The organism is Thermoanaerobacter sp. A7A (assembly GCF_000445185.1).
Classification (GTDB): Bacteria; Bacillota; Thermoanaerobacteria; order Thermoanaerobacterales; family Thermoanaerobacteraceae; genus Thermoanaerobacter.
In genome coordinates this window covers 1-23,090 of record NZ_AVAF01000056.1, presented here as the reverse complement: position 1 = coordinate 23,090, position 23,090 = coordinate 1, and the positions used below count along the sequence as shown (strand labels likewise).

25 protein-coding genes are annotated in these 23,090 nt (G+C 29.2%); 1 reads left to right on the top strand and 24 read right to left on the bottom strand.

All coding sequences use genetic code 11. The annotated features are described in order from the left end of the window. Positions 1-181: 181 nt before the first annotated feature. The 15 genes from M663_RS0103795 to M663_RS0103720 form a co-directional block, all read right to left on the bottom strand. Positions 182-1,858 carry an ABC transporter ATP-binding protein gene (locus tag M663_RS0103795; RefSeq protein ID WP_029687980.1) on the bottom strand — a complete coding sequence of 559 codons (1,677 nt, stop codon included), beginning with the start codon at positions 1,856-1,858 and terminating at the stop codon, positions 182-184. A gap of 326 nt (positions 1,859-2,184) precedes the next feature. Beyond that, entirely contained in the window at positions 2,185-2,880 is a 696-nt protein-coding gene (locus M663_RS0103790) for a type II CAAX endopeptidase family protein (protein WP_029687979.1), read from the bottom strand. Positions 2,881-2,898: 18 nt separating this feature from the next. Further along, positions 2,899-3,678 carry an ABC transporter permease subunit gene (locus M663_RS0103785; protein WP_273702616.1) on the bottom strand — a complete coding sequence of 260 codons (780 nt, stop codon included), beginning with the start codon at positions 3,676-3,678 and terminating at the stop codon, positions 2,899-2,901. A gap of 5 nt (positions 3,679-3,683) precedes the next feature. Then, positions 3,684-4,571 carry an ABC transporter ATP-binding protein gene (locus M663_RS0103780; protein ID WP_029687976.1) on the bottom strand — a complete coding sequence of 296 codons (888 nt, stop codon included), beginning with the start codon at positions 4,569-4,571 and terminating at the stop codon, positions 3,684-3,686. A gap of 18 nt (positions 4,572-4,589) precedes the next feature. Next, entirely contained in the window at positions 4,590-5,330 is a 741-nt protein-coding gene (locus tag M663_RS0103775; protein ID WP_029687975.1) for an ABC transporter permease, read from the bottom strand. Beyond that, positions 5,330-6,217 carry an ABC transporter ATP-binding protein gene (locus M663_RS0103770; RefSeq protein WP_273702615.1) on the bottom strand — a complete coding sequence of 296 codons (888 nt, stop codon included), beginning with the start codon at positions 6,215-6,217 and terminating at the stop codon, positions 5,330-5,332. Before M663_RS0103770 ends, M663_RS0103775 begins: the two co-directional genes overlap by 1 nt. 13 nt (positions 6,218-6,230) lie before the next feature. Next, positions 6,231-7,505 (bottom strand): radical SAM/SPASM domain-containing protein, encoded by a 1,275-nt coding sequence (locus M663_RS0103765; protein ID WP_029687973.1) that lies wholly within the window; start codon positions 7,503-7,505, stop codon positions 6,231-6,233. A gap of 32 nt (positions 7,506-7,537) precedes the next feature. Continuing rightward, positions 7,538-7,825: a hypothetical protein gene (locus tag M663_RS0103760; RefSeq protein ID WP_029687972.1), complete on the bottom strand. Its 288-nt coding sequence runs from the start codon at positions 7,823-7,825 to the stop codon at positions 7,538-7,540. 2 nt (positions 7,826-7,827) lie between these two features. Then, on the bottom strand, positions 7,828-8,277 hold the full coding sequence (locus tag M663_RS0103755) for a hypothetical protein (protein ID WP_029687971.1): 450 nt from the start codon (positions 8,275-8,277) through the stop codon (positions 7,828-7,830). A gap of 420 nt (positions 8,278-8,697) precedes the next feature. Beyond that, entirely contained in the window at positions 8,698-9,474 is a 777-nt protein-coding gene (locus M663_RS0103745; protein ID WP_029687970.1) for a LuxR C-terminal-related transcriptional regulator, read from the bottom strand. Positions 9,475-9,575: 101 nt separating this feature from the next. Next, positions 9,576-10,286, bottom strand: coding sequence for a DUF3108 domain-containing protein (locus M663_RS0103740; RefSeq protein WP_029687969.1), 711 nt, complete (start codon positions 10,284-10,286; stop codon positions 9,576-9,578). Positions 10,287-10,288: 2 nt separating this feature from the next. Beyond that, positions 10,289-11,041: a hypothetical protein gene (locus M663_RS0103735; protein WP_029687968.1), complete on the bottom strand. Its 753-nt coding sequence runs from the start codon at positions 11,039-11,041 to the stop codon at positions 10,289-10,291. Between the two features lie 19 nt (positions 11,042-11,060). Next, on the bottom strand, positions 11,061-11,537 hold the full coding sequence (locus M663_RS0103730) for a GNAT family N-acetyltransferase (RefSeq protein WP_029687967.1): 477 nt from the start codon (positions 11,535-11,537) through the stop codon (positions 11,061-11,063). 146 nt (positions 11,538-11,683) lie between these two features. Next, a complete protein-coding gene (locus M663_RS14515; RefSeq protein ID WP_042805098.1) occupies positions 11,684-12,040 on the bottom strand; it encodes a DUF1648 domain-containing protein in 357 nt (118 codons plus the stop codon). Positions 12,041-12,106: 66 nt separating this feature from the next. Further along, positions 12,107-12,436, bottom strand: coding sequence for a DUF1648 domain-containing protein (locus tag M663_RS0103720; RefSeq protein ID WP_029687966.1), 330 nt, complete (start codon positions 12,434-12,436; stop codon positions 12,107-12,109). Positions 12,437-12,671: 235 nt separating this feature from the next. Between M663_RS0103720 and M663_RS0103715 the strand changes: the two genes are divergently transcribed. Beyond that, positions 12,672-13,589 (top strand): 1-phosphofructokinase family hexose kinase, encoded by a 918-nt coding sequence (locus M663_RS0103715; protein ID WP_029687965.1) that lies wholly within the window; start codon positions 12,672-12,674, stop codon positions 13,587-13,589. A gap of 90 nt (positions 13,590-13,679) precedes the next feature. Here the strand turns inward: M663_RS0103715 and M663_RS15155 are convergent, their stop codons facing one another. The 9 genes from M663_RS15155 to M663_RS15150 all read right to left on the bottom strand — a co-directional run bounded on the left by M663_RS15155 (position 13,680) and on the right by M663_RS15150 (position 22,881). Next, entirely contained in the window at positions 13,680-15,299 is a 1,620-nt protein-coding gene (locus M663_RS15155; RefSeq protein WP_273702614.1) for a S41 family peptidase, read from the bottom strand. A gap of 22 nt (positions 15,300-15,321) precedes the next feature. Beyond that, positions 15,322-15,519: a hypothetical protein gene (locus tag M663_RS14510; RefSeq protein ID WP_042805096.1), complete on the bottom strand. Its 198-nt coding sequence runs from the start codon at positions 15,517-15,519 to the stop codon at positions 15,322-15,324. Positions 15,520-15,771: 252 nt separating this feature from the next. Continuing rightward, a complete protein-coding gene (locus M663_RS0103700) occupies positions 15,772-16,878 on the bottom strand; it encodes a hypothetical protein (protein ID WP_029687963.1) in 1,107 nt (368 codons plus the stop codon). Further along, positions 16,875-17,546: an ABC transporter ATP-binding protein gene (locus tag M663_RS0103695; RefSeq protein ID WP_029687960.1), complete on the bottom strand. Its 672-nt coding sequence runs from the start codon at positions 17,544-17,546 to the stop codon at positions 16,875-16,877. The genes M663_RS0103700 and M663_RS0103695 overlap by 4 nt, the downstream gene beginning before the upstream one ends. Positions 17,547-17,561: 15 nt before the next feature. Next, positions 17,562-19,952 (bottom strand): FtsX-like permease family protein, encoded by a 2,391-nt coding sequence (locus M663_RS0103690; protein ID WP_029687959.1) that lies wholly within the window; start codon positions 19,950-19,952, stop codon positions 17,562-17,564. Then, positions 19,949-21,139: a site-2 protease family protein gene (locus M663_RS0103685; RefSeq protein WP_029687958.1), complete on the bottom strand. Its 1,191-nt coding sequence runs from the start codon at positions 21,137-21,139 to the stop codon at positions 19,949-19,951. Before M663_RS0103685 ends, M663_RS0103690 begins: the two co-directional genes overlap by 4 nt. Position 21,140: 1 nt before the next feature. Next, on the bottom strand, positions 21,141-21,638 hold the full coding sequence (locus M663_RS0103680) for an SPASM domain-containing protein (protein WP_273702613.1): 498 nt from the start codon (positions 21,636-21,638) through the stop codon (positions 21,141-21,143). Between the two features lie 137 nt (positions 21,639-21,775). After that, positions 21,776-22,546: a radical SAM protein gene (locus M663_RS0103675; RefSeq protein WP_029687956.1), complete on the bottom strand. Its 771-nt coding sequence runs from the start codon at positions 22,544-22,546 to the stop codon at positions 21,776-21,778. Positions 22,547-22,734: 188 nt separating this feature from the next. Then, on the bottom strand, positions 22,735-22,881 hold the full coding sequence (locus M663_RS15150) for a hypothetical protein (protein WP_273702612.1): 147 nt from the start codon (positions 22,879-22,881) through the stop codon (positions 22,735-22,737). Positions 22,882-23,090 lie beyond the last annotated feature (209 nt).

Sequence of the window (23,090 nt, the reverse complement as noted above, 5' to 3'; positions counted from 1 at the left end):
AAAATCCTTCTTCTATTTCCAATCTACAGTAAAATTTAACATAAACTTAACATATCTTTATCAGATTACATTTTCACATTTCATTTAGTACCATTAAAAAGTGCTATCAATATTAAGAATAAGACCAGTTTTATTATCATAGAGATATGTGTCTTTGTTAGCCATTTCATAAATTAAGATATTATTCATGCTTTTCACTCCTATCATAATAATTTGCCATTAAATGTACAATTTTATTACACACATCATCAAAATAATCAGAGTGATCCATTATTATACATATCTTGTTATCCAATTCATCTTTTATAAACTTTTTTATCAATTCTTTTGTATCTTTATCCAAATGTGCCGTTGCTTCATCAAATATGAAGACATCAGAATCGGATTTTACCATAGCACGAGCTATCGCTAGTTTATGTATCTCACCGCCCGAGAGTTTCACACCATTTTCTCCCACCAAGGTTTGATCTTTTAAAGGTAAACTCTCTACAAAAGCTTTCAATCCCGATTTTCTTAAAACTATTTCATATTTTTCATCATCGACATTGTTTATTATTTTTATATTGTTTTCGATTGTATCGTTAAATAAGAAAATCTTCTGTGACACTATTGAAACTCGACTCCTCAGGGATTTTTTTGATAGCTTGTTCAACTCCACTCCATTTATCAAGATTTCCCCCTCGTAATTTTCATAAAATCCCAAAAGTAATCTTATTACCGTTGATTTCCCACTTCCGTTCGGTCCTTTCAAAAGCACTTTATCTCCTCTTTCTGCTTTCAAATTGAAATTTCTTAAAACGTACTCCTTCCCATCAGGATAGCAGAATCTTACTTTTTTCATTTCTATTTCATTTATTTTATCTATTTTTATCTTGTCAAGCGTTTCATCTTCTTCGGAATATTTCATAAAGAAATCTCTAATCCTTTCCAACGCTACAAACGCTGGTTTGAAAGTATACATGCTTAAGCTCCAATTAACCACAGGTGCATACAGTTTTCCAAAATATCCGGTAAAAGCCATATAAGTCCCTATAGATATACTTTCTTGAATAACTGACTGTCCTCCCAAATAAAGCAAAAGAACACTTACAAGAGAAGATAGAAGCATGATCGCTTCAGAGCCAAACGACAACAAAATGCCGTATTTTATAGATGATTTCACGTATTCCTTGTTAATTTCATTTATATTCTGTGCTTCTCTCTCCTCTAAAGCCATCCTTTTTATCTCTTCTGCTCCACTTATGGATTGTTGGAATTTTCCGTGAAAAATAGCTCCTTTCTCCATTGTTTCGCTAGTAACTTTGGCAAAGGCTGATTCAAAAGTTCTCGAAACTAAATAGAAAATGGGTATTACTAGAATCAACAACAGAGTCAATCTCACGTTCAGAGAAAACATAATCACCATAGCACCTATGAATTCAAAAATACTAAGGATTAACTTGAAACTCTGTAAAGAAAACAATGAACTCAAAGAATCAGCCTCTTTGAACCTCGAAACAATGTATCCACTTTCGCTGTTTGAGAAAAACTCTAGTGGTAGTTTCAAAATGCGATTTGTTAAATCTTTTTTTATGTCAAAGAGTGTATTCTGACTGAGAAGTGTAAAAAGTACCGAACTTAAGTAGTTTAAAAGACTCTTCAATATGTACACCCCAGTAAGTACTAAGACATATTTGGTCAATAAATTCAGATTTCTATTCATTACCCCTTCATCGAAAGCAAGTTTGGTAAGATAAGGCGGTAAAAGAGAAATCAAAGATAACGCTACTAAAAAAGTAAAAGATAGAATAAAGAGTTTTATTTTTGGCTTTACATATTTAAAGACAAGATGCAGTAGTTCCAGTTCTTTTGCCTTCATGCTCTTTTAACACTCCTTTCAAAAGAGGAAGGGGAGAAATTATTTAACTATTACTCCCCTTTCCCAATACTTAACAATAATCAACAAATCATAATTAAACAAAAGAAGCAGCAGCTAAACCAGTCTTAAATCCCGCAGTGCTTTTTTATACAAATTTTTGTAGAATTTTTATTTATGTTAAATATTAGAAATAATTTGATGATATATGGTGCCTAATTGGCATCTAAAGATTTTTCTCTTTAAAATATGCATAAAATATTTTCGTATTGCATTTGGATTTTATTATCACTTTAAAATCTTGAGGGATGCAACAATAATCTTTAACCTTATATTAACACTACTGCCACATTATAAGCCCAATGAAGCAATACACAAGGATGGATACTTTTCACTCGTGTTGCTATTAATGCTAAAATTAATCCAAGCGGAAAACGAATAAATAAATTAATCTTTATATCTTCATTAGCATGAAATACAAATGCAAAAATTAAAGCATCAATGACTATAGAAGAATAAACATTAAAAATTTTCTTGAGTTCTGTTAATATCACACCCCTTACAAGAATTTCTTCTGACAGTGCTACAGCAAAGTTATGTAAAACCAAAATAAAAAAAAGAGTTTGTTCAATATGGTAAATAGTTAATATTGAAGCAAGTAAAATTGCAAACGAAACTAATATCCAAAAAATATAAATTCTATTTCTTCCATACACCAAACCAATGCTATAAAAGGACTCCTTTTCATACACTCTCTCATATAAAACTGGTAGTACCCCCAAGAAAAATATTACTGGAATAGAGAAAAAAATTATTACATCTTTTAGAGAAGTAACTTTATTTATATCTAATATAATTGGTCTATTTAAAAATATAGAAGTTATAAATAAAAATGCAATAAGAAGAGCAATAGGAATTACTATTAGAGCAGATATTTTTACGCTTTGCACAATTAATAAATCCCAAAACTCATTAGGCAACATTCGAGGGTTTATTAAAGTTTTCTTTATTTTCCCTTTAATCATTATATATAACCTACCTTTTTAGTTCTTAATTTCCATTTTTGAAAAATAACACAATGTCACAATTAAAACTATTGCGATATATATACTAAGAAATCCAACATTTTGCATGACTTTTATTAAAAGCTCGTGTTCTGTTTTATATATATTCCCCCATGCATTTATATCAGCCAAGTAAGTTGGAATAAATACTTTTATCTTATCTACTTTTTCTAGAACTTTCATTAAAATTATTAAACCTATGGACAGAAGATTGGTTTTATAAACACCAAAAAATAACGACAGCAACATAGTAATCATGATTAACAAAGCAATTTCAAATATTGAAAGAAGAGGCATATACAAAAATCTTAAATACTCTTTTCCTAAAAACTCATTGGTTGCAAATTTTATATTATAAAGGAAAATATAATAACTGATTATACCGGAAAGAATAACGAAAAAGATAAAAACCATCAGAACAGTGAGGAGAGCAAGCACCTTTGACAATATTATTTTTACCCTGTTTTCTGACCTAACAAGCAGCAAACTTAAGTTACCCTTTTCCAATTCACCTGCAAATGTTGAAGATGTAAATATAATAAATATAAAACAAAAGAAAAACAGGGTTTTTAAGAACCCAAACATCATAATAGCATATTGGATGGCAGAAAATTTCTCTCCCCTTATCGTTAATATATCACTTCCCGTTTTTGCAAGTAATCCAAAAAGCAGAGGCAAAAAAACAGATATCAATAACGACCAAAAAACATCTTTTCTCTTGAATAATTTATATAATTCTATATAATAAAATCTCTCCATTGCTTTCACTGCCCCTCTATGTAAAATAATTCTAATAAACCTGCTTTTTTGATATCAATGTCTAAAATATCAATATTTTGATCATAAAGTTTTTTTAATATGTTATTTAAAATTTCCTGTTTTCTTACAATTAAAACATTGTCTCTTAAATCAAGATAATTATTCATAATTTCATGTTCAAAAGTATTTTTATCAAACTTTTTATTAGATAAAATTATATAGTATTCTTTTTGTTTTACAGCTTCTTTAGGAACACCATCATACAATACAACTCCTTCTCTTAGCAAAATTACTTTATCACATATTTCCTCTACATCTGGCAATTGATGGCTTGAAAACAAAATACTTACTCCCTTATTTTTACTTAAATAAACAAGTTTTTCTTTAAGTTCATTAACACCAATTGGATCAAGTCCTATCGTTGGCTCATCGAGAATTAAAAATTGAGGGTCACTCATTAATGCTTGTGCCAAGCCCAATCTTTGTTTCATTCCAAAGGAAAACGTAGTTACATATTTATTTCTTACTTCCCACAAACCCACAAATTCCATTACCTCTTGAATTTTTTTGAGATTATAGTTATTACTTGCTATCATTAAAATTTTTAAATTTTCTAAGGCAGTCAAATAATCGTAAAAGGCAGGTTCTAAAAGTAGACCAATATCCTTTATCACTCTACCATAATTTTGAAATAGATCATAGCCAAACAGCTTTATACTACCTTCTTCAGGCCTTAATAATCCAGTGATGCATTTAATAAATGTTGTCTTTCCTGCACCGTTTGGTCCTACTAATCCTACAATTTCACCTTTTGAAACTTTTATACTAACATTACACAGTACAACTTTTTTACCATACTTTTTTGTTAAATTTTCTACACTGAGTATCTCCATCCTGTCTTGCCTCCCAAATCAATATCTACCCAATTTACCGCTTTTTCTTGCGTAATTATACATACTTTTATATAAAATGTACCCTAAAAAACTCCAAAATAAAGTGTTAAAGATAGCAATGAAAAGAGTTGTAAAGGTAATATTTGTACTCATACCCATTAGTATCACACTGCTAAACGGAATAAGGGCTTCAAAAATACACCTACCCGAAGAAATATATTTAGATGGAATAACAAATTCAATCAAACTTAATAAATATACTAAATTCAACAAAGATCCTACCTTTCTATACATCATTGTTAACCCAACAAGTATCATCCCTATACTTATTCCATTAAGTAAGGTAAGTAAAATAGTGAAAGGTGATAAAAAAGTATTAGTATTTATAAAAATCCTCACCAAAATTAAAATAATAGTCATTGGGAAAAAAGAAGTTATAAAGCTTATTAACGATCTGCAAATTAAAATTTCAGCAATGGTATAATTACTATTAAACACCTGCTCAAAAGTTCCAATTTCTATATCCTCTCTCAATGAGCTACTTGGTGTTCCTATTAAGGCCAATAATAAGGGATATATAATTAAATTTTCAATATTATCAACATTATTAAATTTATAAACCCCAAAAATAATTGCTGTAATTGCTATTATAAATGAAACAGTATTTCCTATAATATCTAATGGATAATTTTTTAATAAATTTATTAATTTTTTTATTTCAGCAATAAAAAGAACACTCATTTTATTTATGTATGACACTATTTATCCTCCTTAGGAACTATAGATAAGATTTCTACTTTTTTATTCTTTACAGCTTCCGCAGCCAGATACAAGAAATCATAATCATTCATTTTAATTTGTATTGAGTAAATACCTTTTTCATTATCAATAACCTCATAACAGTATTTTTTTAATGATTCTCCTATGGTATAATCTAGTATTTTAAAATATACTCTTAATTCCTTGCTAACAAAATTAGTAGAAGACGCGATTACAAGTTTTTTATCTTTAATTATATATTTAATATCACAAATTTCCTCTAAAAAATATTTATCATGACTTGAAATTATAACACTTAACCCTTTTTTAACAAATTTTAAAATAATATCTTTTATAAGCAAACTATTTTCAAAATCTAATCCATTTAATGGCTCATCTAATAAAAGCAACTTAGGATTACCTAATAACGCTATTAAAAACATCAATCTTTGTTTCATACCTTTTGAATATGATTCCACTTTCTTAAATACAAAACTTTCCATATTCAATTCTGATATAAGTTCTTCTATAATTTTATTCCTTTCTCTTTTATTATAAAGACCTTTTAGGATAGCAAAATACTCTATGTTTTTATAGCCAGATAAATTCCAATACAGACTTCTATTTGTATCAGGCATAATACTTATTATTCTTTTTACTGCCAAAAATTCTTTTTGAACATTCAATCCATCTACTAGTATTTCACCTCTATCTGGAAGAATCATCCCTGAGAGCAATTTTATAAAGGTAGTTTTTCCGGAACCATTTGGTCCAATCAACCCTATTATTTTATTCTTTGGAATTTCTATGCTCAAATTTTCAAAAATTATTACATTCTTAGCAAAACCTTTACACAAATTTTTAACTGAAACTATATTATCTGTCACTGCCTTTTCCCCTCTATACTATTTTATTCTTTTCCCTCTTTAAACTTTTAAGCATATTCACCACATATTTATAATATTCTGTATACATGCTGCAATAACTATCCTTTCCAAAAATATTATAAAAAGAATAAAATGCATTTGCCCTACATCCACCACCACATAAATATCTATACTTACAATTTTTACATTCTTTAAAATCATCAACATGCAAATTTCTAAATTTTCTGGCATTAGAAGAATTCAATATTTCTTCTAGGGATGTATTTACAATGTTACCAAAAGAAAATTCTCCCACATGCAACATATGACAAGGATAAACATCTCCATTTGCAGCAATACTGATTAATTTTTTCCCTGCCTCACATGATCTCTTTACTTCTACGCTTATATTTTCCACCGAAATATCATTCTTCCCAATTTTATCTGACAAATATTCACCAAGATATACTAATTCACTCGTAGAAGGAACAAAATCTTCACATTCTTTTAAATTATTAAAATTACACGTTAAAAGACTAAAACTCACAGAGACATTGAGACTTTTTGCCAGTTTAATATATTCCTCAATATGATAAATATTTTTCTTATGCAAGGTCGGCAAAATATTCACTGATATCCCTGATGATTTTATGAGTTTAATTGTCTGTATCACCTTGTTAAAAATACCGGAATCTCTTAAATAAGCAGCATTTTCTTCATTGAAACCATCAATTGAAACGGCGATATAATCAACATATGGTTTGATATTGTATAATACGCTTTCTTTTATAATAGTACCATTTGTAATAATAACAACTTTTTCTACCATTATTTCTTCTTTTGCATATTTAACAATTTCATCTAAGTCATTTCTTAAAAATGGCTCTCCACCAGAGATAATTAAATTTTTTAACGAATACTTTTTTAATTCTTCAATTATATGATTTATTATCTCTAGTGAAAGGCCTTCCTCTTTATTCCTCGCGTTATCTCTTGAGTAACAGCCTATACAATGTAAATTACACTTGTTAGTAATATGTAAATACGCACTATCTATTTCATTTTTGCCTTCTATATGAATTGAATCATCATGAACTATTTCATATTTAAACAAAGCCTTCAATAACTCAATATCATCCGCATCAAGATCTTCCATGAGAATAGACTCGCCATTTAATGCTTTTCTTATAAAATGAAACCCTTTATCACTAAGTCCAACCATAGAACCAGTTTTGTAATTACCAATAATATCTATCCCTTCAATATTAAAAAGAATCGTAGTTGGATAAGGTACTACTTTAACTCTCATATTTATTTCCTCCTCTTCTAACATTATCCAAATCAAAATGGCAAAAATCTTTTAAAACTTCTTTTAAATTTATAAGCAGCCTCTCTATCTAAGAAATATTTCCCGTTTGGACACCTATTTAAAACTCCATATTTTAATAACTTTCTAATAACAAAGGGAACCAAAGGCTTTAGCAAAAGTTTAACAATAGCATTTTGGGTGTATTCAATTTCATTGAATGCTAAAGCTTTTTCGCAAGAATCAGCACCTTTTTCTTCAAAAAATTTTATACATCTGTTCTGTAAAAAAATAATAACTTCTACACCACCAGAAGAAGACATCATTACTCTCCTTTTTTTTCATAAGATTTTTTAATAAAATTACCAATTTTGCTGCCAATAAAACTAAACAAAGCAGCAATTATTATAAATACAAACAGTCCAGCTATTACATTACCGGTTTCACTAATATGTATCTGAACTGCCGAATTCTGAGACATTGAATTTAATCTATCAATAAACTCTTTTGAAGAAAAAGCTGGAGTAAAAATCAACATAATTATTTCTATTGCCAAAACAATAATAATATTAAATCCTACCACCTTGATTAATCTTGTCGGATTTAATAATCCATTAATAAATGATATTATAGCAACTGTCACTAAAGGGCCAACAATAGTTAATAATATGAAAGCTAAAAGAGTTAAAGAGTTTTTCATTAATGCACCTATTGTTAAAAGAAGTGTTATAATTAGTATAGCTACTATTCCTATAGCATAATTACTTCTTTGCATTTTCTAAAACCTCCATTTTTATTTATGGACGCACGCTCCCCTTTTTGGGGAGCATGCCAATGAGGTAATTTAATATTTATTTTCTGACTACCACCTAAACAATTAAATGCTCCAGTTGTTATAGTTATAACCTATGTTTACACAAAAAACTACACCTACACTTATGCAGCCAGCCTTTTTATTTCCTCCAGCAAATACAAATAACATTACTCCTTACACCTCCTTTTCCTTTAAATTTACTCCTTGGCATACCTTTAAATTCAAACCCTACTTTAATTCGAAGAAAATTTTTTAATGCCTTAAGTACGTGTGCTTTTTCCTTCATTTTTAATTTTACAATCCATTTTTTCCAATGTCTACTATATCTTTGTATAGTTTTGGCGAAAAAATAAAAAAACTATACAAAAGTATAGTCCAAATTTAATCTATTAAATTAAGCTTAATAGCCTTTGCAATCGCCTGTTGAAAGTTTTTTACTCGCAATTTTTTAATAATTTCTTTTTTATGATACTTTACCGTAGATGGTTTTAGTCCGAGTTCCATCGATATGGCTAATTCTGTGTATCCTTTTGCACACTTTTTTATTATTTCAATCTGTTTATCTGTCAATTTTTCAAGTTCTTCTTGTGATTCTAAATCCATTTCTCTTTTATATTCGTTGACAATTTTATATACTAATAAATCTATAAATCCTATCATTTCATCTGCCATATTATGTTTTATTGTTGATATATCTAAATAGCCTACTATATCATTATCAATATAAAGAGGCATGGCTATACAGTACCATTGTTTGAAAATATCACAATAATGCTCTTCCGGCTTTAAGTAAATTAGCTGCTTTAATTTCATAGCCAATGAAATGGCATTTGTCCCACAGCTTTCCTCCTTAAAAGAGGTTCCTCTCCTAATGCCTAAGTCAGTAATATCCTTGTATATTTTTTTGTTGTATAAAATATCTAAAAGATATCCTTCACTATCTATCACCAAGAAAATATATCTATTTTTCAATTGTGCACGTACCTTATTAACACATTTTCTAAAAACTTTTATGAGTTTTTTATTCTCTTGTAATTTCCTTTTCAATTCCTTTTCTCCTAAAGATATTAATGGAGCATCTATCGATTTTGTAAGCCCTATTTCCAAGCACTTTTTATAAGAAAAAAGTATTTCATTAGACTTTATATCTTCTACCAAGATCTCACCTCACTTTAACTCATCCTTTCAAATATATAGTTTGCAAAAAGTAAAAACATACCGATTCCAAAACCATTATAAAGAATCTGTTCAAAAACATTTTATTTGTTATTTTCAACCTTTTTAAGCTTATACACAAGTTTTCCATTGTCATATTGATACAAAAGCCTATTTTCATCATCTGAATACCAGATATACTGCTTAGCTGCTCCTGCCTTTAATTCAACTTTAAAGCATTCTGCTTCTCCATACGGAACTGTCACTTTCTCTTTAGATACAACTTTATTTGTAATAGGCACTATCTGAGCAGTTGAAGCTATAGCATCATATATAGTAAACTCTGCTCCTACTTGAAAGGGATATGCTCTCATAATCATAAGAAGAGAGTCATTGTCATAATAGTATTTAGGAAGTTTAACAGTTAGATTCTGCTCCCCTTTGGAAGTTTCAGCTTTAATATTCCACTTATCCTTGTAGATAGTCTCTATCTTTATATCCCCTTGTGGTGACATTACACTATAATAAGAACTTACGGGCATTAAAGTATCAGATTTAACTGTAGTACCGGTATTCAGTTGTGTTGAGTCAATCTTTGTGATAGACGACATCTCATAAGTATTTGTGCTTTGAGACTTTTCAATTATAAATTCCGCTGTGCCAATTAATTTGTTATTTTCAAAAATGTCATAGGTAAGCCTCTGATAACCTCCCCAAGGAATCCTGTCAATATCCATAGGCTTTGCACTCTGTGAACATCCTCCAAGAATAAACAATGAAAAAATTATAACTGCCATTAAAAATTTTTTAAACATACTTAGACTCTCCTTTCCACTTTAGTAGCATTTTTATAAAGAAAATAAAGCAAAACATAGCCTAATAAAATACTCAACATTAAAAACAACATTGAATTAAAAAACGAATAAAATTGTTGATGATATTGGCACAGAATCACAAAACCATCAATAAACATATGATAAAACATTGCAATAATAAAATATATTAAAAGAATAATGAATTTCTTATTGAAAACATAACTGCTAAAGCCTATCCCTATTATGCCTCCCATAATTCCATGGGCTAAAATAGCAAAGAACCTTTCTAAAACATAACCAAAGCCTAAAGTTAAACCTACAGGAATCTGCATCCCAAAAATTTGACCATACTGAGGATTATAAAGCAAAAACATTAAAGACATCGCTTCGCCTATACCATAAGCAAGCCCTGTATATGTAAAAATCGCTGTAGAACATTTTAAATCTTTAAATTGTACCATCATATTCTTATCAAGAAAGTATACTACAACCAATACAGCTAATAATTTAGCTAATTCTTCCCAAAAAGCATTATCTGCCTGCACAATTGTAAGTACATACCACAATGAAGTGTTTAAACTTAAAAGATAAACTTCCCAGTGTTTTCTTAATAAAAATATTATTTGAAATAAAAAACCAGAAATGAAAAAATACACCCACATCTTGTTTTTTATATGTATATCACCCTTTCTCAGTGCTATAAACAAGAACGAAAATATTATAATTACATCAACAAGTACCATTACAAAAAACATTTAAAGCACCCCTTTTAGATTATAAAATCATTTCCATTTTTATACTTTGAGGCTTGAAAGACAGGGATTCATAAAATTTTATTGCTTCTTCATTAAAAGCCCATACAGTCAATTCAATTGAAGAAGCATTAATTTCTTTCCCATATTCAATAGCACTTTCTAAAAGTTTCTTTCCAATACCTTTTCTTTTAAATCTTCCTGTCACGCATAAATCTTCTACATATACTACTACTTTATCAACAAGAAGCGGATGCTCTTCAATCTTTTTTATTTTATAAATTATATACCCTGCTATCTCATCGTTTTCATTTTCTGCAACCATAATTTTATATTCTGTGTGAGACAACTTATTTATAAAATCTTCTTTGTCCAGTGGAATATCGGTATCTTTGTAATAATCTGGCCTAGCTTTATAATGAATCTCATGCACTTCCTTCACTAGTAATAATAAATTCTCATAGTCCGAAATAATAGCTTCTCTAATTTTTAATCCCATAAAATTTCCTCCATTTGGAAGTTATTAGACAAGAAATTTTTTACACAATACTATAAATTCTACAAAATTCCTTAAAATCCTTCTTTTATTTCCAAGCCATAGCAAAATTTAACATAGTTTTAACATATCTTTATCTATTTCCTTTCTCACGGTTCTAACAAATTATAATCAAAAAGGACATTATTTTCGTATGAAAATATAAAGCAAAAAATGTCAAAAAATAAAAGGATAGCTCCCGCTGCAATATCATATATCCCATGAAAAATTTTCTTTTTCCCTTTTGCTTGGGGATATTTTATTGCAATATAAGAAAACAACTGCAATATAGGTATAAAAAATATAAATTCCAACTTAGATGCAGCATGATTTATATTTCCAAAAGCATCCCTTTGAAGTGGTATACTTTCAGGTAGATATTTATATGTGAAAATATTTATAATAAAGGTTATAACTGGAAAAATATAACCACATTTATAAAAATAATTTATTATTCTTCTTGACATTTTAGTACCATCCACCTTTATTTACTTATTTTACTATAAAATGTTTTCAAAAAGTTAAAATTACAATTACCCTTTCAAAACGCTTTTTAAATTTATTATAAGAATTATTACATCTACAATTAGCATAAGCAGATTAACAAAAATAGCGTATAAATACGTATAAAGTGTTTCCCCTATACTTTTTGTCTTGATCCTTACATATCCATAAAATAACAATTGTATTAAAGGAAGTATAAAAACAAATGTCATTTTAGAGACAGTATTTGAAATACTACCATCAAAGTGCCACTGAATAGCAACATTCTCAGGCAATGCCTTATAAAAAATGATGTTTATGATAAATGTTAAAACAGCAAATAACCAGTTATTTTTGCCTAAAAAATTTATTGCTCGCATAAAATTTTTCTCCCTTCTTATATTACGTTTTTCTCTTCATTTAGCTTTTTTCTTTTCATACATCAAGCCAAATATAAGAGCTAAAAATATCAACCAAAGAGTCGTTATAATTATAACACTCGCTTCCTATAAAATCCACTATACTTTCGTATAGTATCTCAAACTATAATACCTTGTAACTCATCTCCCAATAGTTTATAATGGAAAAAAGAGTATACACAAGGAGGAGATAATTTTGATTTTTACACTAACATTAAACCCATGTTTAGACAGATACTTATATGTCAATGACCTTATACCTGAAGATACAATAAGAGTATATAGAATTGAAGATTATGCGGCAGGAAAAGGAATTAATGTCTCAAGAGTTATAAAAGAAATTGGGGGCAATTCTATTGCCATATGTCCTTTAGGAGGAAACAATGGAAATCAGATACAATTCCTTCTTGAAAAAGAAAGAGTCCTTTACTCGGCAATAAGAATTGAAAAGGAAACACGCATGAATGTAATAATAAAAACCCTAAAAGGCCAGTATAGAATGAGCTTGCCAGGTGCTCCCCTTACAAGCTTAGAATACGACCTTATAATAGACATGATAAAAGCTATAACAAGAAAGGGAGATACTTTGATCGCTTCCGGAAGTTTGCCTGAAGGCTTACCTTCATCAGTGTATTTTGATATTGTAAAAATATGTAATGATATGGGCCTTAGGGTATATGTTGATACCGATGGAGATAATCTTAAAGAGGCTGTAAAAGCGCATCCCTTTGGTATAAAACCTAATTTGTTTGAGCTATCAAGATTATTAGGAAGGGATTTAAAAAAGGACGAGGTGTCTTCTGCTGCAAAAGAAATAAGTGAAAAATACGGCATAAATGATGTACTTGTTACACTTGGAAAAGATGGAGCTATTGCTTATGTAGATAAAAAGACATACAAAATAGAACCAATAGAAGTAGAAGTAAAAAGTGCTGTAGGAGCCGGTGACTCTTTCCTCGCAGGTTTTGTCTATAAAAGAAATGATTCAGTGGAAGAAGCATTAAAGTGGGCAGTAGCAAGCAGTTCTGCTTCAGTAATGAATGAAGGAACAACCTTGTGCAAGATAAAGGACGTAATAATTCTTCTTGATAAAGCTACTGTAAAAAGGACATAACTTAAATGGGCGTCAAACTGTTGCAAAATAAAAAGTGGCATTATGTGTGTAAATGCCACGAAGTTTGTCAACGGCTTACGCCCATGTACATTATCTTGTCATCTCTAAAACTTTCTTTAATACTGTGTCATATTTCACCATATCTAAAATATTATTTTCATCAATATTTTTTCTGTCCCTAAGATAATTTACAAAATCATTATAAGAGTCTTCCACATAAATATCAGGCTGTGTGCCTACTTCTTCATTTGCCGTACCATCAGGGTTTAACGCCATGTTATTAGGATATCTCACTATAAGCCCGCTATTTGGAAGTATAAGATAATCTGGATTGAAACCAAGTCCACCTGAGGTAGGCGTACCAACGACAGTCGCCCACTTAGTAGCTTTAGCAAATGAAGCAAAGCTTTCTGCTGCAGAATAAACCCCTGCATCAGTGAGCAAATATATCTTGCCTTTAAATCCTACGTAATTTTTTGGAGTCACTGTATATGAAATTTCAGCAAAATATCCAAAATCATCTTTCAGTTCAGGAGGATAGTTTCTATTTTTGGGTAATTTATCAAGTGTTTTTGTATACTTAATATCATAATTTTTTACCACCGTATACGCTTTATAAGGAATTTTTTTATCTATTAGAGGCTGTACTATATTTTCCACCCAGTACATTAAGTTACCTCCGCCATTTCCTCTTATGTCAATTATTAAATAAGGGTAGTTTTTAATCTCTTTAAAAAAGCTATATATTTCTTTTCCATCTTCTTCAATATCTTTTAGTGATATTTTCATTGATGGTATCTTTAAATATGCTACTTTGTCTTTTACCAATATACTTTTTACCAATGGCATTTTATCAAGCACACCCTGATTTATGACTACTTCAACTGGCTTTAAAGTTTTTTCTATTGCCTCCCCTTTAGGGCTTAAAAAAGTGAGTTTTATTGTATCTCCTAAGGCATCAGCGAATACGTAAAGTTTATACTTTGCTATTTTATTTCTTTTGAAATCATAGTTTAGAAAGGTCTTATCCATCAAAGATTTTACATATTCATCGGCTGTTAGCTCATTCACTTTTAAAAGAATTGAACCTTCAGGTATACCATATTCCTCCAATAATTCATTCTTATTATATGGTGTAGCAACGTATTTTCCTTCGATATATGAAAAAGCTATTGGCAAAATATACGTTGTTTCTTTAATATTTTGCTTCCAGTATTCATAATCTTTTATAATTATAGGATTTTGAAAAGGATCTAATTCTTTCATTTTTCCATCGGTAATAGGCATATCAAGAGCTTTCTTAAACATTTCAAAAAGCTCTGGGCTTACTAAACGAGCATGAGCAACTTGTAAAAGCGTTACCATTCTTTTTATCTCATTGTAAAATTCAATATTATTTTTTGTTTCTCTAATTCTCTTTTCAAACTCTTCTTTACAAGACAGCCAGTCAACCCCCGTTTTTCTCTTACCTACCTCAAAGAATGGATAATTTTTCTGTAATGCATTATATAGATATTCAAAATCTTCCAATTTTTGCTCAGTAGTCAATCCTTTGGCTAAATGGATATCTTTTAAGTTTTTGTAATATTTATTGTATACCTCTGAGTATGAATATGATGGATTGTAAAATATCACAGAGCTGAGAAAAAAAGCAGCTCCCATGACAATTATTACTGCTAATACAATTTTTATAATTCTTTTTTTAGACATGAACACTGCCTCCTATATATTTTTAACCCAATTTTAATAGTGGAATCTTAAATATCAATATGAAGAAAAGGAAAGATAGTACCAATATTAAATCAGAAATAAATCCGTCAACGGAAGCGTTAATAAACTGCAAATTTTCACTGGCGTATTTCCTAAGAGGATAATACACAACACTTTTTATCACTTCATTCTCTTTCTTGTTAACATTTAAATTTTCCATAATATACCTCCATCCTTTTATACTAAACTTTTCCTGCTACCATTATAATATCCAAATTTATACTCTGTCTACTATATTTTAGTATAGTCTTTCTTACATTTCCAGTTAAGGTCTACATAAATAAGCAAAAAAACGCCTATCAAACCTAATCTAATTATTTTTCTATTATCTCTTCTCTTCTTTATAGCAAGTACATAATTCAACTATAGCAAAGAAGTTATATCATCTAAAATATTTTAATTTTAATATAGTTTAAATGTGATAACAACACAAATTACTAAGCTCTTCGGAGGCTTGTATTTCAATATTCAATACTTCATCAAGTATATCTATTATTTCGTTAACAAATTCTTCTTTCTGGTAAATATAACTACTTACCATGTATAAAAACCTTGATATTTGTCTCAGTTTATTTCCACTTTCTCGAAATAGATTACTTGCTTTTTTTAATTTTGGATTTTTTGTTATTTCGTAAAGCGCAGATAAAGCATCCGCCAATTCATATCTGTTAAAACTTATAGTTCCAGATAGCATTGATTTTCTTAAAATAAGCATTTTTGAAGCAAAAACCTTATCAATTATTTCCCTAGCCACACCAGGAGTATTGTCAATCTCCCCAAGTTTTTTTAATTCACTTTTTAGAGTAATAAAAGCATCTATATTACAAATTCCTATAACCCCAACATTTGAAATCATTTGTATATTATTATTCAATACATTGCTAAAAATTCTAGATAATCTCTCTATCAAAACGTCCACATCATTGAGTTGTTTTGATATAGTAATATTTTGATTTTCCTCTAATTCAAGATAAATACACTTATTCTGAGGTGAAGAAGGATACATTGTTAATGTTCGGGCTCGAGAAAAAACCGAGTAATCAATTGACAAAAATTCACCTTTCGCCTTGGGTAACATTTGATTGCAAATAACCTCCCCCGGAAAATCTACACCAACGACAACCAAGCCGCTACAAACGCCAATTTGAACACCGTCTTTGGGAATCTTTTGGGTTAGAATCGTATTTATGTCACATAATATATACAAAGGAATTCCATTTTTTATAAAAGTAACCATGTCATTCATCGAATTAACCTCATTCGTTACTTGATACCTTATATTATTTTTCTTAAAAAATGTCTCTTCAAAATTTTCAGTAAACCCTACTAAAAACAAATACTCTAAATTTTTGTAAAGTATATAACATAAAGCAGTTAAAATATCGAAGCAATGAAGATATAGTAAATTAGGATTAACAAAAATATCATGTAACTTCAAAAAATCCCACAAAGATTGAATACGACAGTTACCATGTTTAAAATTCCCTTCTAATTTATTGATATTATTTAATAAAATCATATTACAATCCTCCCATCAGACAACATAATAATATTATCGCAATATTTAAGCATTTTCTCACTATGCGTTACCATAATAATAGTCTTTTTCTTGGTTAAATTTATCTCATGGAATAATTCAAGAATTTTTTCGGAATTCTTAGAATCAAGATTGCCTGTAGGTTCATCCGCAAGAATAACCACTGGATTGTTCACTAGTGCCCGGGCAATGGCAACTCTTTGCTGTTGTCCTCCAGATAACGTTGTTATGTCTCTGTCAATATACTCAGATAGTCCCAAATCATCAATTAGTTTTTCTACTTCTTCCTTTTTTACTTTAATATAATTTCCAATATTATTATTTCTCGCACTAATAACAATAGGTAACTCTATGTTTTCTCTTACAGTCATACCAGGTATTAAATTATAAAATTGAAAAACAAAACCAATATTATTACAACGAAACTCGCTCACTTCATCATCATTTAGGTCTACAATATTTTTATTATTTATAAAAATACCTCCACAATCCGGCTTTATTAATCCACCTATCAAGTAAAGCAATGTGCTTTTTCCCGAACCTGATTCCCCAATTATTCCAGTAAAACTTCCTTCTTTTATCTCGAGATTTACATTGTTTATAGCAAGATAACCATCATAACTTTTAGAAACATTAACTAATTTAACCATCGTACAAACACCTCCTTAGTAATATCTTATTTCATTTATAATATTGGCACTTGCAATTTTCCCGAACACTCTTGAAGCAAAGATATAAGAAAATATTAATACTGCAATGCCTATCAAAACAAATTGAATAACAGGTGGTTTATAATCCACATGGAACCCACTTGTTATAGAATTAATTTCAACAAATTTTTGACTTACAAATGTTCCTACCACAATTGATACAAGTACCGTTGATAGTTCAGTAATCAAATATTCATACACTAATATCTTCTTTATATTTTGTCTTTTAAGACCAATACTTATTAAGATCAAAAAATTCTGCTTTTTTTCCTCTGCATTTATCAATATGGTATTCCTTAGTAAAAGTACCAATACAAATATAATAGCACCGATGATATATTCGATCGGTTGTATTCCCTTAACGATATTTTCCTTCCACTGTGTTTTAATATCGTTCATAGAGTAAAAAATCAAATTTCGATGAAAAGCCGTTAATTTCAACTCATGAATGGAATTTTGCACATTAAGTTTTCCGCATACTCTAATATTTTTGTAATTTGAAATATCGAATAAATCGTTTGGCACATACACAGCAAACAATGAATTATCCAATAAATTTACTTTTTCAGCAACTCTAACATTTTTTTCAATACCATTTAGCGACAAATTCACCTTATCACCAGGTTTAATATTTAACTTTTCCATAACTATTGATGACAGTACAACATTTTTCCCTGAAATACTATTTTCGCTAATATTAGCGTTATACATGGCATTGAAATCCTTGGCAGTCATTGCACAAATGTATACTTTTAGACCGTTTATATTTCCAATGTCAAAATAATTTTGCCCAATTACTTTTATGTTTTCTTTGGCGATAAAGTCTTTAGCATTATTGACATCTAAAGAATTATTACCATATACAATTTGAAAATCAAAGTTCAACTGTCTATCAGCCATATTAACTGCCCAATCTTTAAAATTAGTTGAAACTCCAACTATTGTATAAAGTATAACAACTGTTAATGAAATTGCCACAATAATACCTTTAAGACCTTCTAAATTAGTTTTGATGTTAATACAAGCAAGTCTTAAAGAAGGATTTTCTCTCTCCATTAAAAACTTCACTATCAACTTGATAAAAGGCACTAAAAGAAAGATTGTACCCACTAAACCAAAAAGAATTTGTAAACTATACACCAATACAAATGTATTTTTATCAAGATTTACCACCGATGACAGGTCTATAGTAGACAGCAAAATAAGGAGAATACCTATAACAATTTTAATAGTCGATATTTCTTTAGATGGATATTTATTCATAGAGGACCTTGCCTCCAAAAGCATTTCAATAGGTGATTTTTTAAATAGCTTTCTACTCGATAGTAACACTGATATAATAGGTGCAACCAAACTTATTGTAATTGCAGCAATTATAAAACTATTTTCTGGAATATAAAAATAGATATTTGTATTAGTTAAAATACATATAAGCAATCCTATGCCTGTGCCAATCGCTACTCCAAACAATATTCCTAAAATAGAATAAAAACATATTTCAACAACCATAGTAATAATTGCTTTGCTTTTTTTTAAGCCAAGTGTCCTTAGGATTCCCCAGTATTCCAACCTCTTTCTCACATTAATTGAGTATGTATTATAAACTAAAACACCTCCAACCAAAGCAATGACACTAAATAGAAGGTAAATGCTACTTAACAAATTAGCAAAGTCATCCATTATTGGTTTTATATTCTTGTACCTGTCGACATAATTTATTTCTTTGGCTTCAAGGTAATTTATTAAATTATTTATTTTTTCTGCATTGTGGTCACAGTTAACAAATAAAACCATAGTATCAATATTAAGGCTATATGGGACACCATTAACAATAACTATATCTTCACTTTTGCCAAATATATCTATCGAGTTTATTATTTTCGCTACTTTATACCTTGCATTATTGATAGAAATAATTTCATCCTTTTTTACGTCTAGTTCTTTAGCAAGATTCGATGTAATAATAGCTGTATTTTTCTCAATAGTATCAGCAAGTTCTAATGAATAAAGTTTATTTACTTTTTCAATATAAGCATAGCCAACAGCCCCGTATTGCTTAAATTTGCCATGTTCAATTAGTTCCCCTGAAGTATTAATCCAAATAGGTTCGTATTTAAAACCCTGCAGGTCTATCGACGATAACTTGTCTTTATTTCCAAAAATTATAAGGTCAGCACTGCCATTTTTAGCCCAATATTGTTCTATTATAGTACGTCGTGCATTACTGTATATCATTCCAGTTGATGATATTATCACACATACAAGCATAACTGCTATCATAATCGTTATGTTTCTTTTTCGTTCAAATTTGTTTTTTATTCTGCTAGTAACAAGTGCAAAAATCAATACTTTTTCCCCCTTTTTGACTTTGATATGATATTTTTAATAGTTAAAATAATAGTAGAACTAAATACTATTGTAACCAATATACCACATATATAATTGCCTGAAAGAAAACAATTTGATACAAAAGTACAAAGGGAATAAATAGTTAGTATAAATATTGCACTAGAAAAAATTGCGTAGGATATTATTATTTTTCTTTCTCTCGGATTTATATTGCTGATACTCTTAGGAGATGTCAAAAACTTTATTAAGGTTATTCTCAAATCATATTTATTGAGAAATAATGTTAAAATATAGTAACCATCAGATAACCTAAATGGAAGCAAATTAACAGCTATCATATAAGTATTTAGTACGATAAGTATTTTTAGAATTTCACGAACATATTGCGCTACAACAAAAAAATTTAATAATAACAAACAGACTCCGACACATATAAGATTAGCGTAAATACCCGCAACCGTCACTCTTAATTTGACTTTAGGAGGTGCAGATTTTAAGTTATAATATGTGAAATAAAACATAGGTATTAAACCCATGTGTAGACCAAATGAAAATGTTTTGATTGTTATATTATTAGCTACTGCAGCCGCCGCATGACCTAATTCATGCAGGAAAAAACTTAATCCAGTTAATAACCATATGACCACAGAATTTAACATAGTAGCATCAATTTCTATAAAAATTCTTCTCAGTGTAAATATATCAGAGGACACATAAAAAAATATGTATATTATTTCGGAAAATATTATAAATAATACTATTTTATAATATTTGAATATAGAATAAACAAGATTTGATAAAGCACAAAAAATCTTATAAATTTTATTAAATGAATTAAAATCCTTTCTTATCAACGTCAGTCCTAATATGTCCATTTCAGCATCTATTTGCTTGTCAAATCCTTCTATTAATCCCGCTTCAGATAATTTTTTGACAAATGCAAAAACGTCAATATCTTTTCCATATTTTTGCAGCAACATACCTGTTATTTCATTAATTGAATGGTTACCATCAAGTTTATCTATTATATCCTTGCAATAATCTACCAATTCTATCGGAACTTTAATATAGGAATTTTTACTTTCGCTACCGAGTAAATAAAAAGATTCTTTAAAAAGACCTTCCTGTTCTACTACAGAAAGATCATCTATAATTTTGTAAAAGCCTTTCATGTGTAAATCCATGTCATGAGTCTACCCCCCACAGATTTTTCGGTGAATATAACTGTGAATATCTGCTCAAATTTTGTATAAATTTCCTCTTTTTCGACTCATTTTCAAATATTAGCGCAAGATTGTAAATTATTCTTTCAGCAATAGACCTTTCGATTAAGCAGCGAACTTTATTAACTGTATACTCACTGTTAGAAAACAGATAGGAAGAACCTGGACACCAAAAACTACAAAAAGATTTGGCAAAGCAATTTGCGCACTCGTTTATCTCATTTCTAGAAATAAGCTTGTAAGAATTGATGTTTATCTTCAATTCGTTCTCATCAGATATATTACCTAACTTTTTATATTTCGCTGTGTAATACAGTTGACAAGGATAAACATCACCTGAAGCAGTATAAAATATGCTTCGTTTCCCAGCAGGACATACATTTGTTTCCCTGCCAGTCATAATATTAATAACCGTTGCAGCAATAGGATTTGGAATTAGTTTAAATTTAATATCATCCAATAACAATTCAAATGAATAATCAACTAAATCATAATAAAATTGTTTTATACCATAACGTAAATTAGCATCATTTGTTACTACATTATTAGTTTCCGTCGTTTCTGCATAGTATGGAAAAAATGAATCAAATCCTAAATTTACAAATGTATCAAAATATTCTCTTGCATAACCTTGTTTGTAACTTTTGAAAAAAATTCACTTAATGTTGCTTCTGCAACCAATAAATGAGTTCGGTGTATTGAACATTTTTCAAGATTGTGTTTCACAGTTTCAAAAACACTTCTATGCCCATTGCGAAAGATACGCATCTTATCATTAATTTCTTTAGGACCATCTAAACTGATAGTAACAGCAAAATGATATCTCTCAAATATTTCATATGCATATTGATCAATAAGTGTACCGTTTGTTACTATTGCAAAACGAGGTTCAATTATATTCTTATTCTTTTTCGAGATAGTTGTTACATATTCAACAAATTTAACAATTTCCTTAAACCCCAACATGGGTTCGCCACCGAAAAATGTATAACCAACAACTCCCTTTGGAAAAATTTTTAATATTTTTTCGAATAATAACTTATAATCTTCAAAACTCATTATAACTTTATTTATGTTGTTATATGTTCCCGCATTTGCATAGCAATACCTACAGGCTAAATTGCAAGTTTCTGCTGAAGCAATCCCTACAAATAATAAAAAACTATTATCCTCATTATCTTCTTTCATTTTTTTCGGCAATCTAACATTGTGAGATTCTGTCCTTATATAGTTTTTTGTTTTAATCTTTTGTTTGATTTTGTCCAAACTGTCACGAGATTTATATATGCTCCTTGTAGTAATATCATATACTACTACATTTTCGCCATCTGACAATAATAGATAATTATCGATAATCACTGTCTCCACATTTACTACCTCCTAATATAAATACCATGCTCAGTTGTAATATCGCGGTCTCCATATAGGCTACAGCAAATAAACTACATTAAAATCGCCAAATAATACCAAATAACAAGAGATATATTACTGCTTGAAAAATTTAGTATACATTAAACAAGATTAAAACAAGAAAAGGCCTGCAATGCGGACTATGTTCAATTCCAGCAAACACAACCGAGTATTCCTGAAGGGGACCCTGTATAAATTTCTTCTATTATCTCAAGTTCCTCAAATGTTACCGCGGTAAGATCTTCACTTTTCTTTTCTTCTACTGATATTTTTTCTTTTTCTTCCATCATCATCTTTTACTTTCCTCCTTTCATTATTATTTTTTTGTAATGTTGCAAGATTTTTATTATAATATTGCAGGCCTTTCTTGCGAAAAATTTACCATCTTTTTATCTTCTATTATACAATGAAACAAATAGCATGTCTACTATATTTTAGTATAGTCTTTATTACATTTCCAGTAATTAAATCTCCAAAGATTTTCAAATTATAATGGCATTTT

What these genes read in the sequence shown, in the direction of transcription:
- M663_RS0103765 (WP_029687973.1), bottom strand. Translation starts at nt 7,505, where the DNA reads ATGAGAGTTAAAGTAGTACCTTATCCAACTACGATTCTTTTTAATATT.
- M663_RS0103795 (WP_029687980.1), bottom strand. Translation starts at nt 1,858, where the DNA reads ATGAAGGCAAAAGAACTGGAACTACTGCATCTTGTCTTTAAATATGTA.
- M663_RS15155 (WP_273702614.1), bottom strand. Translation starts at nt 15,299, where the DNA reads ATGTCTAAAAAAAGAATTATAAAAATTGTATTAGCAGTAATAATTGTC.
- M663_RS0103755 (WP_029687971.1), bottom strand. Translation starts at nt 8,277, where the DNA reads ATGCAAAGAAGTAATTATGCTATAGGAATAGTAGCTATACTAATTATA.
- M663_RS0103720 (WP_029687966.1), bottom strand. Translation starts at nt 12,436, where the DNA reads ATGCGAGCAATAAATTTTTTAGGCAAAAATAACTGGTTATTTGCTGTT.
- M663_RS0103730 (WP_029687967.1), bottom strand. Translation starts at nt 11,537, where the DNA reads ATGGGATTAAAAATTAGAGAAGCTATTATTTCGGACTATGAGAATTTA.
- M663_RS0103780 (WP_029687976.1), bottom strand. Translation starts at nt 4,571, where the DNA reads ATGGAGATACTCAGTGTAGAAAATTTAACAAAAAAGTATGGTAAAAAA.
- M663_RS14510 (WP_042805096.1), bottom strand. Translation starts at nt 15,519, where the DNA reads ATGGAAAATTTAAATGTTAACAAGAAAGAGAATGAAGTGATAAAAAGT.
- M663_RS0103740 (WP_029687969.1), bottom strand. Translation starts at nt 10,286, where the DNA reads ATGTTTAAAAAATTTTTAATGGCAGTTATAATTTTTTCATTGTTTATT.
- M663_RS0103700 (WP_029687963.1), bottom strand. Translation starts at nt 16,878, where the DNA reads ATGATTTTATTAAATAATATCAATAAATTAGAAGGGAATTTTAAACAT.
- M663_RS0103735 (WP_029687968.1), bottom strand. Translation starts at nt 11,041, where the DNA reads ATGTTTTTTGTAATGGTACTTGTTGATGTAATTATAATATTTTCGTTC.
- M663_RS0103760 (WP_029687972.1), bottom strand. Translation starts at nt 7,825, where the DNA reads ATGTCTTCTTCTGGTGGTGTAGAAGTTATTATTTTTTTACAGAACAGA.
- M663_RS0103695 (WP_029687960.1), bottom strand. Translation starts at nt 17,546, where the DNA reads ATGGTTAAATTAGTTAATGTTTCTAAAAGTTATGATGGTTATCTTGCT.
- M663_RS0103685 (WP_029687958.1), bottom strand. Translation starts at nt 21,139, where the DNA reads ATGGATTTACACATGAAAGGCTTTTACAAAATTATAGATGATCTTTCT.
- M663_RS14515 (WP_042805098.1), bottom strand. Translation starts at nt 12,040, where the DNA reads ATGTCAAGAAGAATAATAAATTATTTTTATAAATGTGGTTATATTTTT.
- M663_RS0103785 (WP_273702616.1), bottom strand. Translation starts at nt 3,678, where the DNA reads ATGGAGAGATTTTATTATATAGAATTATATAAATTATTCAAGAGAAAA.
- M663_RS15150 (WP_273702612.1), bottom strand. Translation starts at nt 22,881, where the DNA reads ATGATGATGGAAGAAAAAGAAAAAATATCAGTAGAAGAAAAGAAAAGT.
- M663_RS0103790 (WP_029687979.1), bottom strand. Translation starts at nt 2,880, where the DNA reads ATGATTAAAGGGAAAATAAAGAAAACTTTAATAAACCCTCGAATGTTG.